This is a genomic window from Crossiella sp. S99.2, assembly GCF_023094165.1.
Taxonomy (GTDB): Bacteria; Actinomycetota; Actinomycetes; order Mycobacteriales; family Pseudonocardiaceae; genus Crossiella.
In genome coordinates, this window is the sequence record NZ_JALMDK010000008.1 from 221737 (window position 1) to 239401 (window position 17665).

The following is a 17665-nucleotide window of genomic DNA, read 5'->3' on the forward strand; positions in this document are numbered from 1 at the left end:
CAGCTGGCTAGCGGCTCACAGGTCCTGGCACTGGCCGGTTCGGGGGCCGGTGCCGGTGTTGTCGAAGCCGTTGTCCACCGGTGCGGTGGTGTTGCCCGCACAGGTGACCGGTCCCTGGATGCCGCTGGCGGAGACCACGGGGGCCTCCTGGGCGGTGTTGCCCACCAGGGTCACCGGGCCTTCGATCCGGGTGGATTCGATGCTCAGCTCGCCGGTGGTGCCGGTGATGCTGATCGGACCCGAGACGTTGCTGTTGAACAGAACCACGCCGGCGGCGCCAGTAGCTGACAGCGGGCCGCTGATGCGGCTGCCGTAGGCGTGCAGGGTGGCGCCGGGGGCGATGGTGACCGGGCCGGTGATCTCGGCGTCGCGCAGGACCGTGGTGCCCTCGGTGACTGTGAGCGGGCCCTCGTGCTTGCCGGTGATCTCCTTGCTGGGCTTGGCCGCCGGCTTGCTGAGGAACTCGACCTCGGCCACGGACACCGTGGCGCCCGCGCCGCCGGTGATCTCCAGGCGGTACTGGCTGTACCGGCCGGGGTTGGCGACCTTGAACGCCCTGGTGTGCTGGCGCCAGGCGAACTTCTCGTTCTTGCGTTCGTCGACCGTGGCCCAGTTCTTGCCGTCGTAGGAACCCTTCAGCACCCAGCCGGACGGGTCGGCCTCGGCCTTGCCGGAGGTCAGGGTGTAGAAGGTGACCGGGTCGGTCTGGACCTTGGGCTGGAACTGCACCCAGCCGGTCTTGCCGGGGAAGGCGATCTCGGTGGCGGAACTGTTGTCCGTCAACGGGGTCACGTCCACCGACGCGGTGCGGGTGCCCTCGGCGTCACGCAGCGGCGCGGGGACCGCGCTGCCCTCGGTGATCGACTTGGGGGCGGCGTCCTTGTCAGTGCCCCACCTGGAGGGCTTGTCGCCCATGTCGAATTCCAGGGTGCCGCCCTTGGCGATCAACTCGTGCGGCAGGTCGGTCTTGCCGTAGTTGCGGCCGTTGACCTTCAGGCCCTGCACGTAGACGTTGCGCAGGCTGTTCTTCGGCGCCTTGATCACCAGGTCCTTGCTGTTCTCCAGGTGCACGGTGGCCTTGGTGAACAGCGGGGAACCGATGGCGTAGCTGGGATTGCCCATCTGCAGCGGGTAGAAGCCGAGCGCGCTGAACAGCCACCAGGCGGACAGCTCGCCGTTGTCCTCGTCACCGCCGTAGCCCTGGCCGATGGTGGACCCGGTGTACTGCCGGGACAGCACCTCGCGCACCTTCTCCTGGGTCTTCCACGGCTGGCCCACGTAGTCGTACATGTAGGTGATGTGGTGCGAGGGCTGGTTGCTGTGCCCGTACTGGCCCATCCGCACATCCCTGGCCTCGATCATCTCGTGGATGATCCCGCCGTAGGAGCCGGGGAACTCCGCGGTCTCCGGGGTGCTGAAGAACTTGTCCAGCTTGGCCGCCAGCTTGTCCCGGCCGCCGTAGAGGTTGGCCAGGCCCTGACCGTCCTGCGGTGCGTGGAAGGCCATGTTCCAGGCGTTGGTCTCGGTGTAGTCGTGGCCCCATTCACGCGGCTCGTACTTGTCCGGCTCGACCCGCCAGCTGCCGTCGGGCTTGCGGCCCTGGAAGAAGCCGACCTTCGAGTCGAACATGTTGACGTAGTTCTGCGCCCGGTTCAGGAAGTACTCGTAGTTCTCCTTGAACTCCTTGCGGCGCGGGTCATTCGGCCTGGCCTCCTCGTAGAGGGTCTTGGCCAGCACGGCGATGCCGTAGTCGTTGATGTAGCCGTCCAGGGCCCAGGACATGCCCTCACCGGTGTTGGTGGAGGTGTAGCCCAGGAACACCGAGGTGTCCAGGCCCTTGCGGCCCACGCCCGGGTTCGGCGGGGCCACGGTGGCGTTCTTCACCGCGGCGTCATAGGCGGCGCGCACGTCGAAGTTGGTCACGCCCTTGCGGTAGGCATCGGCGAAGGCCACATCCGAGCTGGTGCCCACCATCAGGTTCGCGTAGCCGGGGGAGGACCAGCGGGAGACCCAGCCGCCTTCCTTGTACTGCTGCACGAAGCCCTCGGCCATCTCGCCCGCCTTCTTCGGCGTGAACAGCGAGTAGGCAGGCCAGGTGGTCCGGTAGGTGTCCCAGAACCCGTTGTTGACGTAGATCTTGCCGTCGACGATCTTCGCGCCGGTGCTCACCGGGGTGTCCGGACCGGTCGGCGGGGCCACCGGGCTGGCGTGCTTGAGGACCGGCTTGTCCTTGCTGCCCACGTTCTCGTGCCCGGAGTTCGGGTACAGGAACAGGCGGTACAGGTTGGAGTACAGCGTGTGCAGCTGGTCCTGGGTGGCGCCCTCGACCTCGATCACGCGCAGCTGCTTGTCCCACTCGGTCTGCGCGCGCTCCTTGACCGAGTCGAAAGTGTCCGAAGTGGACACTTCCAGGGCCAGGTTCTTCTTGGCCTGCTCCACGCTCAGCAGCGAGGTCGCGATCCGCATGGTCACGGTGCGGTTGTCGGCCGGGGTGTCGAAGCGCAGGTACCCGGTGACGTTGTCCCGGCCCGCCCCGGTCAGCTTGCCGCCGGCGACCGCGGGACGGTCGAAGGTGGCGTGCACGAACAGCCGGGTGGCGCCGGTGGACAGGCCGCTCTTGATGTCGGAGAAGCCGGAGACGGTGCCGGTGGCCGGGTCCAGGGTCAGCCCGCCGTTGTTGTTGACGTTGTCGAACAACAGGCTGGAGGTGTCCCCGGTGAAGGTGAACCGGAACAGCGCCGCGTGATCCGTCGGCGCGATCTCGGTCTTCATCCCGTTCTCGAAGGTCACGCCGTAGTAGTGCGCCTGCGCCGTTTCGTTGACGTGCTTGAACGGCAGGGCGCGCGCGGCCCGGTCCAGCTTCGGCGTGCCCTCGGCCGAGGGCATCACCTGGAAGGTCTGCCGGTCGCCCATCCACGGGCTGGGCTGGTGGCTGGCGGTGAAGGCCTGCAACGTGGGCAGGTTCTGCGGGTTGTTGGCCTTGGCGTACTCATACAGCCAGCTGGTGGTGCCCGCGTTGGTCATCGGGGACCAGAAGTTGAAGCCGTGCGGCACCGCGGTCGCCGGGAAGTTGTTGCCCCGGGAGAAGTTGGAGCTGGAGTTGGTGCCGCGGGTGGTGATCACGTGCTCGGAGGGCCGCTTGGCGCTGATCTTCGGCGCGGTGCCCACCCGGATGTCGTCCACCCAGCCGGAGAAGCTGGCCGGGCCGTTCGGGTTGTCGTAGGCCACCAGGATCCGCTTGATCGTCTTGCCCGCGGCGACCTTGCCGATCACCGACTGCTGCAGGTTCCACTGGTTGGTGTAGAGCACCTTCGAGGCGCCCTGACCGCGCGGCGACAGCTCGAACCCGTGCTGGTCGGTGGCCTTGAGGTCACTGAGGTAGGTGCCGTCGGCGAAGGCCAGGTCCAGTGCGGCGTGCGTGCTGGGGTAGTTCATGTCCCCGGAGACGAACTCCGGGAAGATCAGGTAGGACAACTCGGTGTCCCGGCCGACCTGGATGTCGACGTCGAAGACCTTGTTGTAGGAGTAGCCGCGGCCCTTGGCCTCGTGCGTGCCCAGGTAGCGGAAGGCGCGCGAACCGGTGAACCCGCTGTTGTTGCGCACGTTGTACCCGCCGGCCGGGCCCTTGCCCGCGACGGTGCGCATGTACGGCGGGAACTGCCCGTTGCTCGGCCCGGCCAGCTGCAACTCGGCCAGCTGGATCAGCGAGGCGCCGTTGTTCAGCGTGATGTCCAGGCGGTAGTGCTGGTAGGGGACCGTGTTGGTCAGCGTGAAGGTCTTGGTCTCGTGCCGCTTCGCGAAGCTCTCGCCGGTCCGACTGTCCACAGTGGTCCAGTTGACGCCGTCGGTGGAGCCCTTGAGGGTCCAGTCCTTCGGGTCCCGCTCGGCCGCGTCGTTGGCCGAGGAGATCGCGTACTTCTGCACCGCGACCGCCTCGGACAGGGTCAGCGAGACCCAGCCGGTGCGTTCGAAGGCCAGCCACTTGGAGGCCAGGCTGCCGTCGAAGAGGTTGTCCCTGACTTCACCGCCGACGGTGTTCTCCGCGCTGGCCGCGGTGGCGGTGATCTTGTCGTTGACGCTGCCCGGGATGCTCACCGAGTCCGCGCCGGTCACGCCGGACGCCTTCGGTTTGCCATCCGGCCCGGTCTCGGGCGTGTCGGTCCACGTCGGCTGTGGCTCGCCTGCCTCGAAGGAGGTGGCGAACGAGGTGCCTTCCATGGGCTGTCCCTGGTCTGTCTCCGGTGGCGCCGCCAGCGCGACCGGGGACCCGGCCAGGCTCAGCGCCACGATGCTCGCGCAGACCAGCATCATCGGTGATCGTGCTGCGCGCACTCTGTTCCTCACGCTTCGAGTCCTCCGCCTGGGATGTCGGGGGGTGCAGACGGCTGTGCTGGACTCGACCCGGCACAACCCGGACGAAAGCGAAGCCCGGCACTGACATCGATGTCAAGAATTTCGTCCGGTCTTGTCACCGCTCAGGCGGCGGATGAGGCCGGACGGCTCAGTCCGTGGCAGTCGCTGTCATCCGAAGGGGTTGCGCCGTTCGGGTCGCCCCGTGGGCCTCAGGGGCGCTCCAGCGCGCCCGGCCGGAACGGCTCCACCCCGACCACCCGGCGCACCCGGAGCGGCTCGATCACCAGGATCACCCGCCGCTCACCCGGGACCAGCCACTCGTACTTGTCGGTGCCGACGTACTTCTTCGCCAGCCGGTCCATGCCCCGCTCGGCGACCGCACCGGTCACGAACTCCACCACCCGGCCGCGGATCTCCACCCGGTCGTAGGGGTTGTCCGGCGAGGTCGCCGACAGCGACACCCGGGGATCGCGCCGCAGGTTATCCTCCTTGACCCGGCCCAGCGCGGTGTTGATCAGCACCCGATCCCCGTCCGCCTCCGCCCACATCGGCGTGACCTGCGGCGATCCATCCGCGTTGAGCGTGGCCAGATGCCAGAACAGCGGCTTGGCCAGCCACTCCCGCACCTCCGGACCGAGTTCTGCCACGTGTCTTCTCCTCCCGGACGACCCTGGCCGCGCGGTGGGGCGGGCGGACCCGCCCCACCGGCCTTCACCAGTACATCAGTCCGACCCCGCCGAAGCTCCACGAGTAGTACAGCCGCAGCCGAACGAGGTAGCGCCTGCCCTGCACCAGTTTCGCCTCGATCAGCGCGTTCAGGTCGGTGCCGCTGTCATCGTCGCCGGCCAGGTACACCGGCTGGCCGTCGATCTCCTCGAAGAGCACCAGCACCGCGTCGCAGCCACCGAAGGTGCCGATCTGGAACTTGCCGGAGGCCGCCGGGGTGATGCTGAAGTCGGCCTGCTGACCGGCCGCCAGCTCCAGCTGCACCGTCTTGAGGTGCTCCAGCGCGGTCGGCGCGCCGGTCGGGGCCGGGTACCACTTGCGCACGAACTCCTTGTCCACCGGGGACAGCACCCCCGGCGGGCGCAGACCGCCCGCGTACCTGGCCGGCTGGCGGATCAGGCCGGGGCCGAAGCCGTAGTGCATGATCGAATCCGGGTCCCAGGACGAGCCCGTGACCTCGTCGTTGGCCAGTTTGCGCAGGATGTTGTGGAAGATGGTCTGCCGGTCCCAGAAGTTCGGCGGACCGGACAGCGAGGCGTAGACCTTCGCCTCGTCCCACTCGATGCCGGCGAACGGGTTCTGGTGCTCGTGCGGCATGCCCAGGGTGTGGCCGATCTCGTGCAGGGCCGTGGTCATGCCGTAGTCGTCCTCGGTCAGGTCCCAGCCGAAGTTCATCGTCCGGTCGTTGACCCCGGCGTGCAGCACCACGTCCCGGCCCACATACGACCAGGAGCCGTCGCCGTCCATGAACCCGATCCGCAGCTCCGACTGGGCCCGGTCCGGCACCTCCTCGAAGCGCAGCCCGATGCCCAGCTCCTGCCAGGACCGGAAGGCCCGCCGCACCACCTCCCGCTGCGGCTCCGCGCCCACCCAGGAGACGAACCGGGTGCTGCCATCGGAGAAGCGCACCTGCTCGCCGTCGGTGTCCCGGTCGAAGAAGTAGTAGTGCAGCACCGTGCCGTTGGCCCATTTGGAGCGGGTCCGGAGTATCGCCCGCACCCGTTCCTGGTTCAGCCCCTCGGGCACCGCGGGGGCGGACTGGGCGCGCAGGGCGCAGTAGCGGAAATCGGCGGAATGGTCCTGTTCGGGCATGTCAGCGCCCTCCTCGCAATGACGGCCGAACCTCCATGGTCAGCGCGCACCCGACGATCCGGTGCCCGCCATCGGAGTGAGCCGGGCGAGCTTGGTCGGTACAGTGACCCGGCAGCAGCGCACTGGAGGAGGGTCATGGGCGCGGGACCGGTGGCACGACGGGACTACGCGGGTCGCTCGGCCGCGGACCGCCGGGCGCAACGCCGGGACCGGATGCTCGCCGCCGGCCTGGAACTCTTCGGCACCGAGGGCTACGCCGCCGCCAGCATCGAACGGCTCTGCGCCCAGGCCGCGGTGTCCACCCGTAACTTCTACGAGGAGTTCGGCAGCCGGGAAGCCCTGCTGATGGCCTTGCACGACCGGGTCAACACCGCCGCCATCGAGGCCGTGCGCACCGCCTTCGCCCGACTGCCCGAGGCCGGCCTGGTGGAACGCACCCAGCTCGCCGTGCACACCTACCTCGACGCCACCGCGCACGACCCCCGGCTGGCCAGGGTCGCCTACGTCGAGGTGGTCGGCGTCAGCGCCGAGGTCGAGCGCTACCGGGCAGGCTGGCGCGAACGCTGGATCGACCTCCTGGAAGCCGAGGCACACCGCGCGGTCGACCGCGGCGAGGCCCAGCCCCGCGATTTCCGGCTCACCGCGATCGCCCTGATGGGCGCGGTCAACGAACTCGTGCACCACTGGTCAGTACTCGGCGGCAACACCCCAATCGAGGACATCACCAAAGAAATCGCCCGCATAGCCACCTCCCAGATCCAGCACTAACCCACCCCACCCGAGTGTTGGCCGTTATGGGACGGGGTGTTGGCCGTTGTTGTACGCCGCTGGTCGCGATTTCGCCCTGGCGTGCCGATCTTCCGGCGAGTTGGGCCAACTGGTACGCCGGTTTGGCTCAAGTGGGCGTACCAGTTGGCCCAAGTGGTACGGGGTTTGGATCAAGAGCCGGGATGAGTAGGTTGCGGGGCGGGGTTTGGGCTGCTGGGGCCGCATCCAGCGCGGCTCCGAGGGCTCGCGTGTTCGCCGCACGACCTTCCGCAAGCCAACCACACCTCACCGAGCGGCCCTCGTCGTGGCGCCACCCTTGCCTCGCCCCACAACGGCCAACACCCCGTACGACAACGGCCAACACACCGTCCATTTCGGCCAACACTCGGATGGCGGTACGGGGTGCACTTCCGGATGAAAAGCGGTGAATGTTGCCAGTTTCCCGTTGGTGTCGATCAGTCATGCTGAATGCTCGTACGTATGAAGCTCTGTCCTGATTGCTTCGGTTCCGGCACCGTGCCCGACAAGGACTACGCGGCCTGCGGGAGGTGTGGTGGCGTTGGAGACGTCCCCGGTCAGCACTGAGACGCCCTGCACGCTGTGCCGCGGCACCGGCTTCTTCGAGTGGACCCAGCCCGCGCCCGGACCCGGTGGTTCGTTGGTGCTGCGGCAGTTGCGGCATCCGTGCGTGCACGGTTGCTCGGGCTGGTGGCGGCAGCCCGCGGCCGAACGTGGCCGGGTGGTGGACGGCGTGATCGCCGCGGTGCTGCCGCCCTAGCTTCAGTTTTCCGGGTAGAGCGCGTCCAGCTCGGCCGCGTAGCGGGCCGCCACCACCGCCCGCCGCAGCTTCAACGTCGGCGTCAGCTCCCCGGTCTCCACGCTGAAATCCCGCGCCAGCAAGGCGAATCGGCGGATCCGCTCCGGCGGCGCGTACGCCTCGTTGGCCGCGGCCACCACCTCCTCGATCAGCGCGCGCACCCTCGGGTGCCCGGCCAGTTCCGCGGGCTCGACGCTGATTCCCAGTTCCCGGGCCAGGTTCGGCAGTTCGTCCGGGTCCAGGGTGATCAGGGCGACCGGATACGGGCGGCGGTCGCCGTGCATGACCGCCTGGGAGATCCAGCGGCAGCCGCGCAGGTCGTTCTCCAGGTTGGCCGGGGTGAGGTTCTTGCCGCCGGCGGTGATGATGATGTCCTTCTTGCGTCCGGTGATCCGCAGGAACCCGTCCTCGTCCAGGGCGCCCAGATCACCGGTGTGCAGCCAGCCGTCGATCACGGTGGCCGAGGTGGCGTCCGGGTTGTTGTGGTAGCCGGGGAAGACGTTCTCGCCGCGCGCCAGCACCTCGCCGTCGGCGGCGATGCGCACCTCGATACCGGGGAAGGGTTTGCCCACGGTGCCGAACTTCCAGGCGTCCGGGTGGTTGCCGCTGATCAACGCGGTGGACTCGGTCATCCCATACGCCTCATACACCGGGATCCCGCAGCCGGCGAAGAACTCCAGCACGGCGGGCGCGATCGGCGCGGCCCCGGTTAGCGCCTCCCGCAACCGCCCGCCAAAAGCGTTGCGCACCATCTCCGGGACCTGCTCCGCCGGTAGCCCCAGGGCTTGCACGGTGGTGTGCACCTTCTCGAACAGCCGGGGCACCGACGGCAGAATCGTCGGGCGCAACGCAGCCAGGTCGGGCAGCAACTGCCGGATGTCGCCGCGGTAGAAGCCCAGTGTGGCCCCGTGCGCCAGGGTCAGGAACTGCACGATGCGGGCGAACATGTGCGCCTGCGGCAGGTACAGGAACATCACGTCGCCGGGTCCCACCCGGACCAGCGGGCCGATCGCGTTCAGCGCGGCGTGCCAGTTCCGCTCGGTCAGCAGGCAGCCCTTGGGCGGGCCGGTGGTGCCGGAGGTGTAGATGATCGTGTTGAGGTCCGGGGAGGGCGGAGCCGCGCGCACCCCGCGAGCACGCAGTTCCGCCAGCGAGACCGCCCCAGGCACCTCGGTGAAGCTCACGATGTGCTGCAGCTCCGGGAGTTCCGGCCGCAACCCGGTCACCCGGTCCACCTGCGCCGCGTTGCCGCAGAAGACCAGTTTCGCCCCGGAATCACCCAGCACCCAGGCGCATTCCGGTGCCGAGTTGGTGGGGTAGACCGGCACCACAACCGCGCCGACCGCGGCGATGGCCAGGTCGGCCACCGTCCACTCCGGACCGGTCTCGGCCAGCACCGCGACCCGGTCGCCGGGGCCGATGCCGATGCCGGTGAGGCCGTCGGCGGTGGCGCGGACCGCTCCCGCGAGTCCGGCGTAGGACAGGTCCTGCCAGTCGCCGTCCCGGTGGAACCGCAGTGCGGGCGCGTCACCGTAGACCTCGCCCGCCCAGGCGGCCAGGTCGGCGATCGCGGGATAGGTCCGCGTCACGTCAGCCATCCCCTCACTCAGCAGTTGCTCGGCGCCGGACGGTTGCCGAACCGGTCGGCCAGCCAGTGCACCGCACCGGGCGCACCGGTGATCGCCAGGCTGATGTGCTCGCTCAGCAGGCTTTCCCGCAGCTGCACCGGCACCCCGCGCGAGCACCAGCCGCGGACCAGCTGCCGGGCGTCGTTGATCGGCATGAACTCGTCGTTGACCGATTGGTAGACATAGGCCGGAATCGCCGGGGTGCCGGTGCCCAGTCTGTTGTGCGCCAGCACCTGCTGGAACTGCGGCAGCTGGATCGGATCGGGCACCTCGGTGAACTCGCTGATCCGGTGGAAGGCGTACGGCGGCGTCCACTGCGCGTGGCACTGATTCCGCACCTCGGCGAAAGCCTTGCGGCCCTTGGCGTTGAGCACCTTTTCCAGCTGCATCTCCGGATGCGCGGTGTCCAGTCCGATCGCGGCGGCCAGGAAGAAGCCGAAGAACGGGCCGCCGTCGATCTTGTAGCCGACGTTGCCGATGTCCCTGGGCACCCCGCCCGCGGCCACCCCACGCACGTTCAGCTCCGGCGCGTACCCCGGTTGCAGCTCGGCCGCCCAGGAGGAGGCGAGTCCACCTTCGGAGTAACCCCAGATGCCGACCGGGCCCTTCGGATCCAGTCCGGCCTCGGGAAGTCGTTGCGCGGCACGGATTCCGTCCAGCACCGCGTGCCCGGTGGGGCGGCCCGCGGTGTAGGTGTGCGGGCCGGTGGTGGCCGAGCCTTCGTAGTCGCTGACCACGACCGCCCAGCCCTTGGCCAGGGCCAGGGTCATCAGCGCCAGCTCGTACTCGATCCCGGCGCGGAACCAGAACGAGGGCGCGCAGTTCGAGGACAGGCCGTGGGTGCCGATGTTGTAGGCGACCAGGGGACGCGGGCCGTTGGTCCAGGGCGTGTGCGGCACCAGCACGGTGGCGACCACCGCGTTGGGCGCGCCCTGGTTGTTGGTGGAGCGGTGCAGCACCTGCCAGGCACGCACCGGGAACGGCAGCACCAATGCCTTGGCCACGATCGGCCGGGAACGCAGGATATCGCCGGCGGCCACCGGCGGCAGCGGGGCAGGGGGACGGTAGAAGGGATCGGCCGAGGGCAGTGGCACCCCGGCCGTTTCGGCACTCGCAGGGGTCGTGACCAGCGTGGACAGGGTCAGAACGGCGGTGAGCAGGCTGGTCAGTAGCGCACGACGACGGGAACTACTCGACATGTTCGCCCCTTTTCTCCGGGCGTCTGATAAGGGCTGTTGCCAGATGAACGGACCGTACCTACTCGCGCGTTAACTGACAAGACCCCTTACCGGATTGCTCCGGCAAGGGGCCTGCGGGCGATTGTGAGATAGCCGTGTCCCAAGTGTGGGTCAGCTGGAAACGAAGTCCATTGTGGACTGTCGAGTGTGGACTGGATCAGTCCTTGGCGAGCAGGCTGGTGAGCTGGCGGTGCAGCACCGCGCGCAGCCGCTCCGGCGGCATCAGGTCGGGGGCGGTCACCGCGTGCAGCACCATGCCGTCCATCAGCACGTGCAGCCGGTCCGCCTCCAGCCTCAGGTCCAGGCCCTCGGCCAGCATCCCGTTCGCCGCCAGCTCGTCCAGCAGGCGGCGGCAGGTCCGGGACAGGTGCTCGTGACCGCCGCGGTTGATCCGCCGCGCCTCGTCGTCGACCAGGGTGCGGGACAGGAAGGCCACCCACACCTCGGCCACCGCGCGCAGCTCGGACTCCATGGGCAGCATGCGTTCCAGGGCTTCCTGGGCCGCGTCCCTCGGGTCCGGCGGCAGTGTGCTCCTGGTGGGCGCCCGGCGCAGCACCTCGGAGATCATCCGCATCGCGAAGGCGAGCAGGTCGGACTGGGTGGTGAAGTAGTACTGCACCGAACTCGGCGACCAGCCTGCCTCGCGGGCCACGCTGCGCACCGAGGCGCCGTCGATGCCCTGCTGCCGGATCACCTGCCAGAGCGCCCGGCCCAGCTCGCGGCGCCGCTGTTCGTGATCGACGACCTTGGGCACCGGACAACTCCTTCCTGTGGCTACCGAACGAATACATCAGTGTCCGGTATCAGTGCGAGCGTACTGAATAAACTGTATGAAATGACTCCAAACGGGCCAAGTCGCACCCGCCTTGTTCTGCCGGTTTGGCTCCGGACGCCTACTGCCGGGGGCCAGCCGCCGCGCCGCCTTTCGTCGGGTCGTGATCAAGAAGTTGTCGTGGCGAGTAGGGAGATCGGACCTCTATGACTTACCGTGTCGATCAGGCAGTCGACGTAAGGGGTTGTGCGGCAAGCGATAGGCACCGGATGGCCGCTTCAACCCCGCCGTTTGGCTACCTACCATGGTCCGACACGCGGCATGCTCGACCAAAGGGGGTCGGCGATGTGGTCTCGCCCTGCGCGCTGGGTCGCGTTCCTGGGGATCATCGGGCTCGCCTTCGGGCTGATCGCCGAGCCGATAGCCACCGCCCAGAGCGGTCAGGCCCCGACGTACACCTCCTTGCGGGCCTTCAACATTCCCAACGGGTACGTCCGCCACGGCGGCGGCTGGGCCCGGCTGGACGACATCTACCCGCACAGCCCTGAGTGGGCGCGGGCGGACGCGACCTGGGCCGTTGTCCCTGGTCTGGCCGGCAACTGCGTGTCGCTGGAGTCGCGCAACTTCAAGCGGCACTACCTGCGGCACCAGAACGGCAGGCTGCGCCTGGACGGCTTCCAGGACAGCCGCGGTTTCCGTGAGGACGCCACGTTCTGCCAGGTGTCCGGGCTGGCCGACCCCAACGCGGTGTCCCTGCGGTCCTTCCAGTTCGGCAACGCCTTCCTGCGGCACGCCGGCGGGCAGGTCTACCTGGCGGACAACGACAACAGTCCGCTGTTCCGGGCCGACGCGACCTTCCGGACCAGCTCGCCGCTGATCTCCGGGGTGTTCTACAACTCGCTGCTGGACCGCGGCGCCGACCCGACCATGGTGCGGCACAACAACGTCTACTACCTGCTGCAGGGCGACCAGTACAACGGCAACGACCTGGTGATCCGCAAGTCCGGCTCGGTGGAGGGCCTGCGCGACGCGCCGCCGATCGTGCTGTGGCGGCATCCGCAGTGCCCGGCCATCGCCTGCACCGAGGTGTGGGCGCCGGAACTGCAACGGATCCGCAACCAGTGGTGGATTTTCTTCACCGGCGCCTCGGACAACGGCAACGGCCGAAGTCATCGGATGTTCGCGCTGCGTGGCCGTACCGACGATCCTTCGGGCCCGTACGACTATCTGGGTGAACAGCGGCTGCCGGACGGGCAGTGGGCCATTGACGGCGTGTGGTTCGAAAAGGACGGTCAGGGCTACTACGCCTGGTCCGGCTGGGATCGGGACTACGGCAACGCCAACGAGGTCCAGCACCTGTACGTGGCCAGGATGCACGATCCGATGACCCCGGCCGGTCCCCGGGTCAAGATCTCCTCGCCGACCCAGCGCTGGGAGACCCGGCCCAACCACGCGAACGTGCTGCTCAACGAAGGCCCGCAGCCGATCATCGGTCCGCAGAACCAGCTGTTCATGACCTTCTCGGCGAACGCGAGCTGGACCGACGACTACTGCATCGGCCTGCTCACCCTCAACGGCTCGCCCACCGAGCCGACCGCCTGGTCCAAGTCCGGCGACTGCGTCTTCCACGGCCAGGACAGCACCATCGCCCCTGGCCACAATGGATTCATCCAGGTCAACGGCCGCTGGTGGATCACCTACCACGCCCGGCAGTACCCGGGCACGGGCTGGATGGGCCGCAGTGTCCGGTTGCAACCGCTGTCCTTCAACGGCGCCGGCCAGCCGATCTTCGGCACCGCGGTCAGCGCGCACCAGCCGGTGCCGCTGCCGTGAGGCCGCTGCTGGACCACACCGTGTCCGTGCACTACGGACAGATGTACCTGCTGAACCGGGACAGCCCGTTCGACGGCGACCTGAGCGCGAGCTTCCGGGGCCAGTCGAACGGGCTGCTCGGCGCGGCCCGTCCCGAGCTGTTGTTCCTGATCACCGGCAGGCACACCGGCGAGGTGGGCCTGACCATCGAGCTGCACGAGCAGGAGCCCCCGCTCGGCGAGGACTGGCCGGATGTGGTCGAAGCGTCGTGTCAGCTGACCGGCGATGATCCCGTGCTCAGCGAGTGGGGCGAACGCTGGTACGCCCTCGATCTGCCGCCGGGGGAGTACCGGATCCGCTACTGCGCCCAGGGCATGGACGCCGCCAACGACGCGATTACCGAGGACGGCGTCGTGGACCGCTACCTGCTCCAGCTCTGGCCCGCCGAGCCCGCCCCCGACGCGGTGCGCCGCCAGACCAGCAAGAACGCCGCCTACTGGCATGCCGAGGCCCGCAAACTCCCGCCGCCGCCCACCCCGGCCGAACTCGCCGCCGAGGAAGCCCGCCGTAGCGCGGAGGAGCAGGTGCGGGCGGCGCTGCGGCAACGCCAGGAGGACATCCGCCGCTGGGGTGGCGAGCCGCCCAGTCCCGCGTTGCGGCACCTCAAGGGCAACGCCCGCAAGGTGATCCGCGAGCACCGGGAGGTGGCCGAGGCCCTCGCCGCGGCCGCGCCGGCCGCTCAGCGTGACCTGGCCGCCGGACTGGCCCGCCAGGCCTGTGCCGCCGCCGGGCTGACCACGCTGGACTGGATCACCGGCGCGCTGGCCGCGGTGGACCGCGGCGAGGAGCCGTTCACCGACTGGCGGGTGGCGGGGGAGCGGCTGCTCGCCGATCCCGGCGTGCCCAGCACCGTGGCCTTCCCCGGCGGCCTCCGGCAGCAGACCGCCGCCTTCGCCACCCTGCGCCTGGCCGTGCTGCCGGACCCCCTGGCCGCGGCCCTGGAGACGCTCTCGGCCACGCTGAGCACGGTCGGTCCCGAGCACCGGGACGGCCTGCTCGCCCAGGTCCGGCACACCCTGTCCTGACGCCCGCGTCAACCCCGTTCCGCTGGATTTCACCTGACGGGGTGCAAGCCTTGGACCTGCGACGACGTGACTGGCAGCCCAGCGAAAGCCGCCCCGGTGGCGTGGCCTATGTTTCTGCCCATGAGCACCGAGACCGCGCCGCGGTACATCCGGCTGAACGTCGAGCTGATCGTGGAGCTCACCGATGAGGGTGAGCTGAAGGCCGCTGCGCTGGAGCAGCTGAAGGCCGACACCGAGGTGTCGGAGGAAGCCCGCGTGGAGGCCATCGCCGCACTGGAGGCCGACCCGGCCGACGCCCTGTCCTACTTCATCGACCCCTTCGCCGTGGTCAACGAGGCCCCCGGCATCGAGCTGGTCGAGGTCGGCTGGGACGGCGAGGTCACCGAGTACGACCCCGACGCCGAGGAAGAGGCGGACGAGGCCTGATTCGCCCTCCTGGCTGGATGTGGCACCCCTACGATGATCGGTATGTCACATCCAGCCCAGGTCCCCGCCCCTGGCAAACCCGGCGTCCTCACCGGTCTCGGCTTCCTGGGCCGCGCGGTCGGCATCGCCTTCCGCAACCCGAAACTGCTGCTCCTGGGCGCCATCCCGGCGGTGCTGACCACGCTGCTGATGCTCGGCGGCCTGATCACCCTGGCCTACTGGGCCGGTGACCTGGCCACCTGGCTGACCCCGTTCGCCGACACCTGGTCGGACTGGCTGCGCCAGACCACCCGGTTCGTCGCCGGCCTGGCCGTGGTGCTGGGCGCCATCGCGGTCAGCGTGGTCGCCTTCACCGCCATCACCCTGGTCGTGGGCGGCCCGTTCTACGAGCACATCTCCGAAACCGTCGAGGACAGCCTGGGCGGGGTGCCGGACGCGGAGAAGGTCTCCTGGGGCCGGATGCTGTGGCTGGGCATCCGGGATTCGATCCTGCTGGTCGCGGTCAGCATCCTGATCAACCTGCCGCTGCTGTTCGCCGGGTTCATCCCGGTGGTCGGCCAGACCGTGATCCCGGTGCTGGTGGCCTGTGTGGGCGGCTGGATCCTGGCCCTGGAGTTCTCCGCGGTCCCGTTCACCCGCCGCGGCCTGACCCTCAAGCAGCGGCACCACATCCTGCGCAGGCACCGCGGCATGGTGCTGGGTCTTGGCGTGCCGGCCTATCTGCTGTGCGCCATCCCGTTCGTGTCCATCCTGGCCATGCCGATCGTGTTCATCGCCGCCACGCTGATGGCCCGCGAGGCGCTGTCCCGCCGCCCCTGACGAAAGTCTGGACCTGCGCTGACTAGCGGCTGCGTTCGCCTCCACCGGCTGTAGGACCCGGTCCCGGGGCCGTACGGTCTGGGCATGCGCAGTGAGGACGCGGCCACCAGGGCGATCAGCCGGGTCTGGCCCGAGGTCGTGGTGGTGGCCGATTTCGCCAAGCGGCCGGATTACGCGGTCCGCGGCTACCCGCCCAAGGTCCCCGGCGCGCCGTGGCAGCTGCACCTGGTGTGGATGGTGCCCGCGGTGCTGCTGATCGCGGTCGCGGTGTCGGCCTCGATCCTGGCCCCTGGCGGCTGGGATCGCAGTGAGCGCAAGCCGAAGGTGCGTGGGACGGGGCCGGGCGCGCTGGCGGTCGGCCTGGGCGAGGCGTCCCGGACGGTGCGGCTGGGTGGGATCAACCGGGAGCCGTGGCTGGCCGCGGGCGGCAACCGGGTGACGGTGTTCGTGACTGCCAACGGCGAGGTGCGCACGCTGTGGGAGGGCCGCTACGAGTCGATGCGGGTGTACGGCTCGCGGCGGCGACCGTTGCTGCGCCTGACCTTCGCCGATTCCTCCTCGATCGAACTGCCGCTGAGCCGGGCGCAGGGCGCGCGGGCGCGTTAGAAGGCGGTGGTGGGCTGCCAGCGGCCGTGGATCTCCCGCAACCGGTCCACGATCTCGCCCACGGTGGCGTAGGCCTCCACCGCGACTACGCAGGCGGGCACCACGTTCCCGCCCGCCTTGGCCACCGCGCTCAGTTCGTCCAGGGCGTGTTCGACCGCGGTCGCGTCCCGTTCCGCGCGCACTCGTTGTACGGCCGCGACCTGTTCGGCCTCCGCGCCCGGGTCCACCGAGAAGACTTCGAGGGGTTCGGCGCCGGAGGGGTACAGGTTGACCCCGACCACGGGCCGTTCGCCGCTTTCCACCTCCACCGCGTACCGGTAGGCGGCGTCGGAGAGTTCGCGCTGGAACCAGCCGGAGCCGATGCAGGCCAGCGCGCCGCCGCGGTCCTCGATCTCGCCGAGCAGGCCCCAGATCCGCGCTTCCAGTTCGTCGGTGAGGGATTCCACCGCGTAGGAACCGGCGAGCGGGTCGACCGTCTCGGTCAGTCCGGTCTCGAACGCGACGACCTGCTGGGTGCGCAGGGCCAGGGTGGCCGCGGCCTCGGTGGGCACGCCGAGGGCTTCGTCGTAGGCGCACACGTGCAGGGTCTGCACCCCGGCCAGGGCCGCGGCGGTGGCTTCGACGGTGGTGCGGGCCACGTTGTTCAGTGGTTGCTGCGCGGTCAGTGAGGATCCGGCGGTGAAGGCGAAGATCCGCAACTGGTGTGAGCGCGGGTCGATCGCGCCGTAGTGGTCCCTGGTCAGCCGGGCCCAGACCCGCCGGGCAGCGCGGAATTTGGCGACCTCGCGGAGCAGGTCGATGTTGCTGGAGAGGAAGGTGAACAGGGTCGGCGCGACGTCGTCCACGCTCATCCCGCGGCGTACGCACTCGTCCAGGTAGGCGCGGGCGTTGGCGAAGGTGAAGGCGATTTCCTGCACGGCGTCCGCTCCGGCCTCCCGGATGTGGTAGCCGCTCATGGCCAGGGGTACCCAGCGCGCGGCGTGCGCGGACGCGTGTTCGATGACGTCCACCGCGAGCTGTAGCGAGGCTTCCGGCGGGAAAATCTGGGTGCCCCGCGCGATGAACTCCTTGAGCACGTCGTTCTGGATGAACAGCCCGAACGAATTCGGGTCGACGCCGCGGCGTTTGGCCAGGGCCAGGAACATCGCGGCCCAGATGTAGCCGATGGAGTTCGCGGTGGTGCGCACCTGGCTGATGCGCTCCAGGGGGATGCCGTCCATCAGCGTTTCGACGTCGGCGAGTGAGTCGATGGCCACCCCGACCCGCCCGACCTCGCCTGCGGCCAGGGGGTGGTCGGAGTCCAGGCCCAGCTGGGTGGGCAGGTCGAGGGCGACGCTGAACCCGGTCACCCCGGCGGTGAGTAGCTGCTGGAACCGCCGGTTGCTGGCCGCGGGTGTGCCGAACCCCGCGTACTGTCCCATGATCCACGGCTTCGGCTCGGCCGAAACCCCACGCGTGTAAGGGAATTCCCCGGGGTGCTCGGCCCCGTCGGGCGCGTAGTCCGCGCGCAGCCGCTCCACCAC

Annotated in this window: 14 protein-coding genes; 7 read left to right on the forward strand and 7 right to left on the reverse strand. The window is 69.3% G+C overall.

Annotated features, from left to right (window positions below):
* Positions 1-15: 15 nt before the first annotated feature.
* From MZC64_RS29530 to MZC64_RS29540, 3 genes are all read right to left on the reverse strand, one after another.
* Positions 16-4308, reverse strand: coding sequence for a GH92 family glycosyl hydrolase (locus tag MZC64_RS29530; RefSeq protein ID WP_247762838.1), 4293 nt, complete (start codon positions 4306-4308; stop codon positions 16-18).
* Positions 4309-4562: 254 nt separating this feature from the next.
* The gene (locus MZC64_RS29535) at positions 4563-5000 is read right to left on the reverse strand and encodes a PPOX class F420-dependent oxidoreductase (RefSeq protein WP_247762467.1); all 438 of its coding nucleotides are present in this window, start codon (positions 4998-5000) and stop codon (positions 4563-4565) included.
* 64 nt (positions 5001-5064) lie between these two features.
* Positions 5065-6171: a matrixin family metalloprotease gene (locus tag MZC64_RS29540; protein ID WP_247762468.1), complete on the reverse strand. Its 1107-nt coding sequence runs from the start codon at positions 6169-6171 to the stop codon at positions 5065-5067.
* A 135-nt stretch (positions 6172-6306) separates the two neighbouring features.
* On the opposite strand from MZC64_RS29540, the gene MZC64_RS29545 reads away from it, so the two are divergent.
* Both MZC64_RS29545 and MZC64_RS29550 read left to right on the forward strand, forming a co-directional pair.
* Positions 6307-6939 carry a TetR/AcrR family transcriptional regulator gene (locus MZC64_RS29545; protein ID WP_247762469.1) on the forward strand — a complete coding sequence of 211 codons (633 nt, stop codon included), beginning with the start codon at positions 6307-6309 and terminating at the stop codon, positions 6937-6939.
* 553 nt (positions 6940-7492) lie between these two features.
* On the forward strand, positions 7493-7717 hold the full coding sequence (locus tag MZC64_RS29550; protein WP_247762470.1) for a hypothetical protein: 225 nt from the start codon (positions 7493-7495) through the stop codon (positions 7715-7717).
* A 2-nt stretch (positions 7718-7719) separates the two neighbouring features.
* On the opposite strand, the gene MZC64_RS29555 is transcribed toward MZC64_RS29550, so the two are convergent.
* The 3 genes from MZC64_RS29555 to MZC64_RS29565 all read right to left on the reverse strand — a co-directional run bounded on the left by MZC64_RS29555 (position 7720) and on the right by MZC64_RS29565 (position 11376).
* Positions 7720-9345, reverse strand: coding sequence for a long-chain fatty acid--CoA ligase (locus MZC64_RS29555; protein ID WP_374205801.1), 1626 nt, complete (start codon positions 9343-9345; stop codon positions 7720-7722).
* A gap of 17 nt (positions 9346-9362) precedes the next feature.
* Positions 9363-10583, reverse strand: coding sequence for a lipase family protein (locus MZC64_RS29560; protein ID WP_247762474.1), 1221 nt, complete (start codon positions 10581-10583; stop codon positions 9363-9365).
* 196 nt (positions 10584-10779) lie between these two features.
* Positions 10780-11376 carry a TetR/AcrR family transcriptional regulator gene (locus MZC64_RS29565; protein WP_247762475.1) on the reverse strand — a complete coding sequence of 199 codons (597 nt, stop codon included), beginning with the start codon at positions 11374-11376 and terminating at the stop codon, positions 10780-10782.
* 363 nt (positions 11377-11739) lie between these two features.
* On the opposite strand from MZC64_RS29565, the gene MZC64_RS29570 reads away from it, so the two are divergent.
* The 5 genes from MZC64_RS29570 to MZC64_RS29590 all read left to right on the forward strand — a co-directional run bounded on the left by MZC64_RS29570 (position 11740) and on the right by MZC64_RS29590 (position 16142).
* Positions 11740-13227, forward strand: coding sequence for an AbfB domain-containing protein (locus MZC64_RS29570; RefSeq protein ID WP_247762476.1), 1488 nt, complete (start codon positions 11740-11742; stop codon positions 13225-13227).
* Complete coding sequence (locus MZC64_RS29575; protein ID WP_247762477.1) at positions 13224-14291, forward strand: hypothetical protein; 1068 nt, start codon at positions 13224-13226, stop codon at positions 14289-14291. The genes MZC64_RS29570 and MZC64_RS29575 overlap by 4 nt, the downstream gene beginning before the upstream one ends.
* 120 nt (positions 14292-14411) lie before the next feature.
* Positions 14412-14717: a hypothetical protein gene (locus MZC64_RS29580; protein ID WP_247762478.1), complete on the forward strand. Its 306-nt coding sequence runs from the start codon at positions 14412-14414 to the stop codon at positions 14715-14717.
* Between the two features lie 42 nt (positions 14718-14759).
* Positions 14760-15536, forward strand: a complete 777-nt coding sequence (locus MZC64_RS29585; protein ID WP_247762479.1) for an EI24 domain-containing protein — start codon at positions 14760-14762, stop codon at positions 15534-15536.
* 84 nt (positions 15537-15620) lie between these two features.
* Positions 15621-16142 carry a hypothetical protein gene (locus MZC64_RS29590; protein WP_247762481.1) on the forward strand — a complete coding sequence of 174 codons (522 nt, stop codon included), beginning with the start codon at positions 15621-15623 and terminating at the stop codon, positions 16140-16142.
* On the opposite strand, the gene MZC64_RS29595 is transcribed toward MZC64_RS29590, so the two are convergent.
* Entirely contained in the window at positions 16139-17665 is a 1527-nt protein-coding gene (locus tag MZC64_RS29595) for a methylmalonyl-CoA mutase family protein (RefSeq protein WP_247762483.1), read from the reverse strand. The two genes, MZC64_RS29590 and MZC64_RS29595, sit on opposite strands and share 4 nt — an antisense overlap.

Bases quoted from the DNA above. Each gene is read 5' to 3' on its own strand.
- MZC64_RS29590 (WP_247762481.1), top strand. From the start codon at position 15,621: ATGCGCAGTGAGGACGCGGCCACCAGGGCGATCAGCCGGGTCTGGCCC.
- MZC64_RS29540 (WP_247762468.1), bottom strand. From the start codon at position 6,171: ATGCCCGAACAGGACCATTCCGCCGATTTCCGCTACTGCGCCCTGCGC.
- MZC64_RS29585 (WP_247762479.1), top strand. From the start codon at position 14,760: ATGTCACATCCAGCCCAGGTCCCCGCCCCTGGCAAACCCGGCGTCCTC.
- MZC64_RS29560 (WP_247762474.1), bottom strand. From the start codon at position 10,583: ATGTCGAGTAGTTCCCGTCGTCGTGCGCTACTGACCAGCCTGCTCACC.
- MZC64_RS29580 (WP_247762478.1), top strand. From the start codon at position 14,412: ATGAGCACCGAGACCGCGCCGCGGTACATCCGGCTGAACGTCGAGCTG.
- MZC64_RS29570 (WP_247762476.1), top strand. From the start codon at position 11,740: ATGTGGTCTCGCCCTGCGCGCTGGGTCGCGTTCCTGGGGATCATCGGG.
- MZC64_RS29545 (WP_247762469.1), top strand. From the start codon at position 6,307: ATGGGCGCGGGACCGGTGGCACGACGGGACTACGCGGGTCGCTCGGCC.
- MZC64_RS29530 (WP_247762838.1), bottom strand. From the start codon at position 4,308: ATGCTGGTCTGCGCGAGCATCGTGGCGCTGAGCCTGGCCGGGTCCCCG.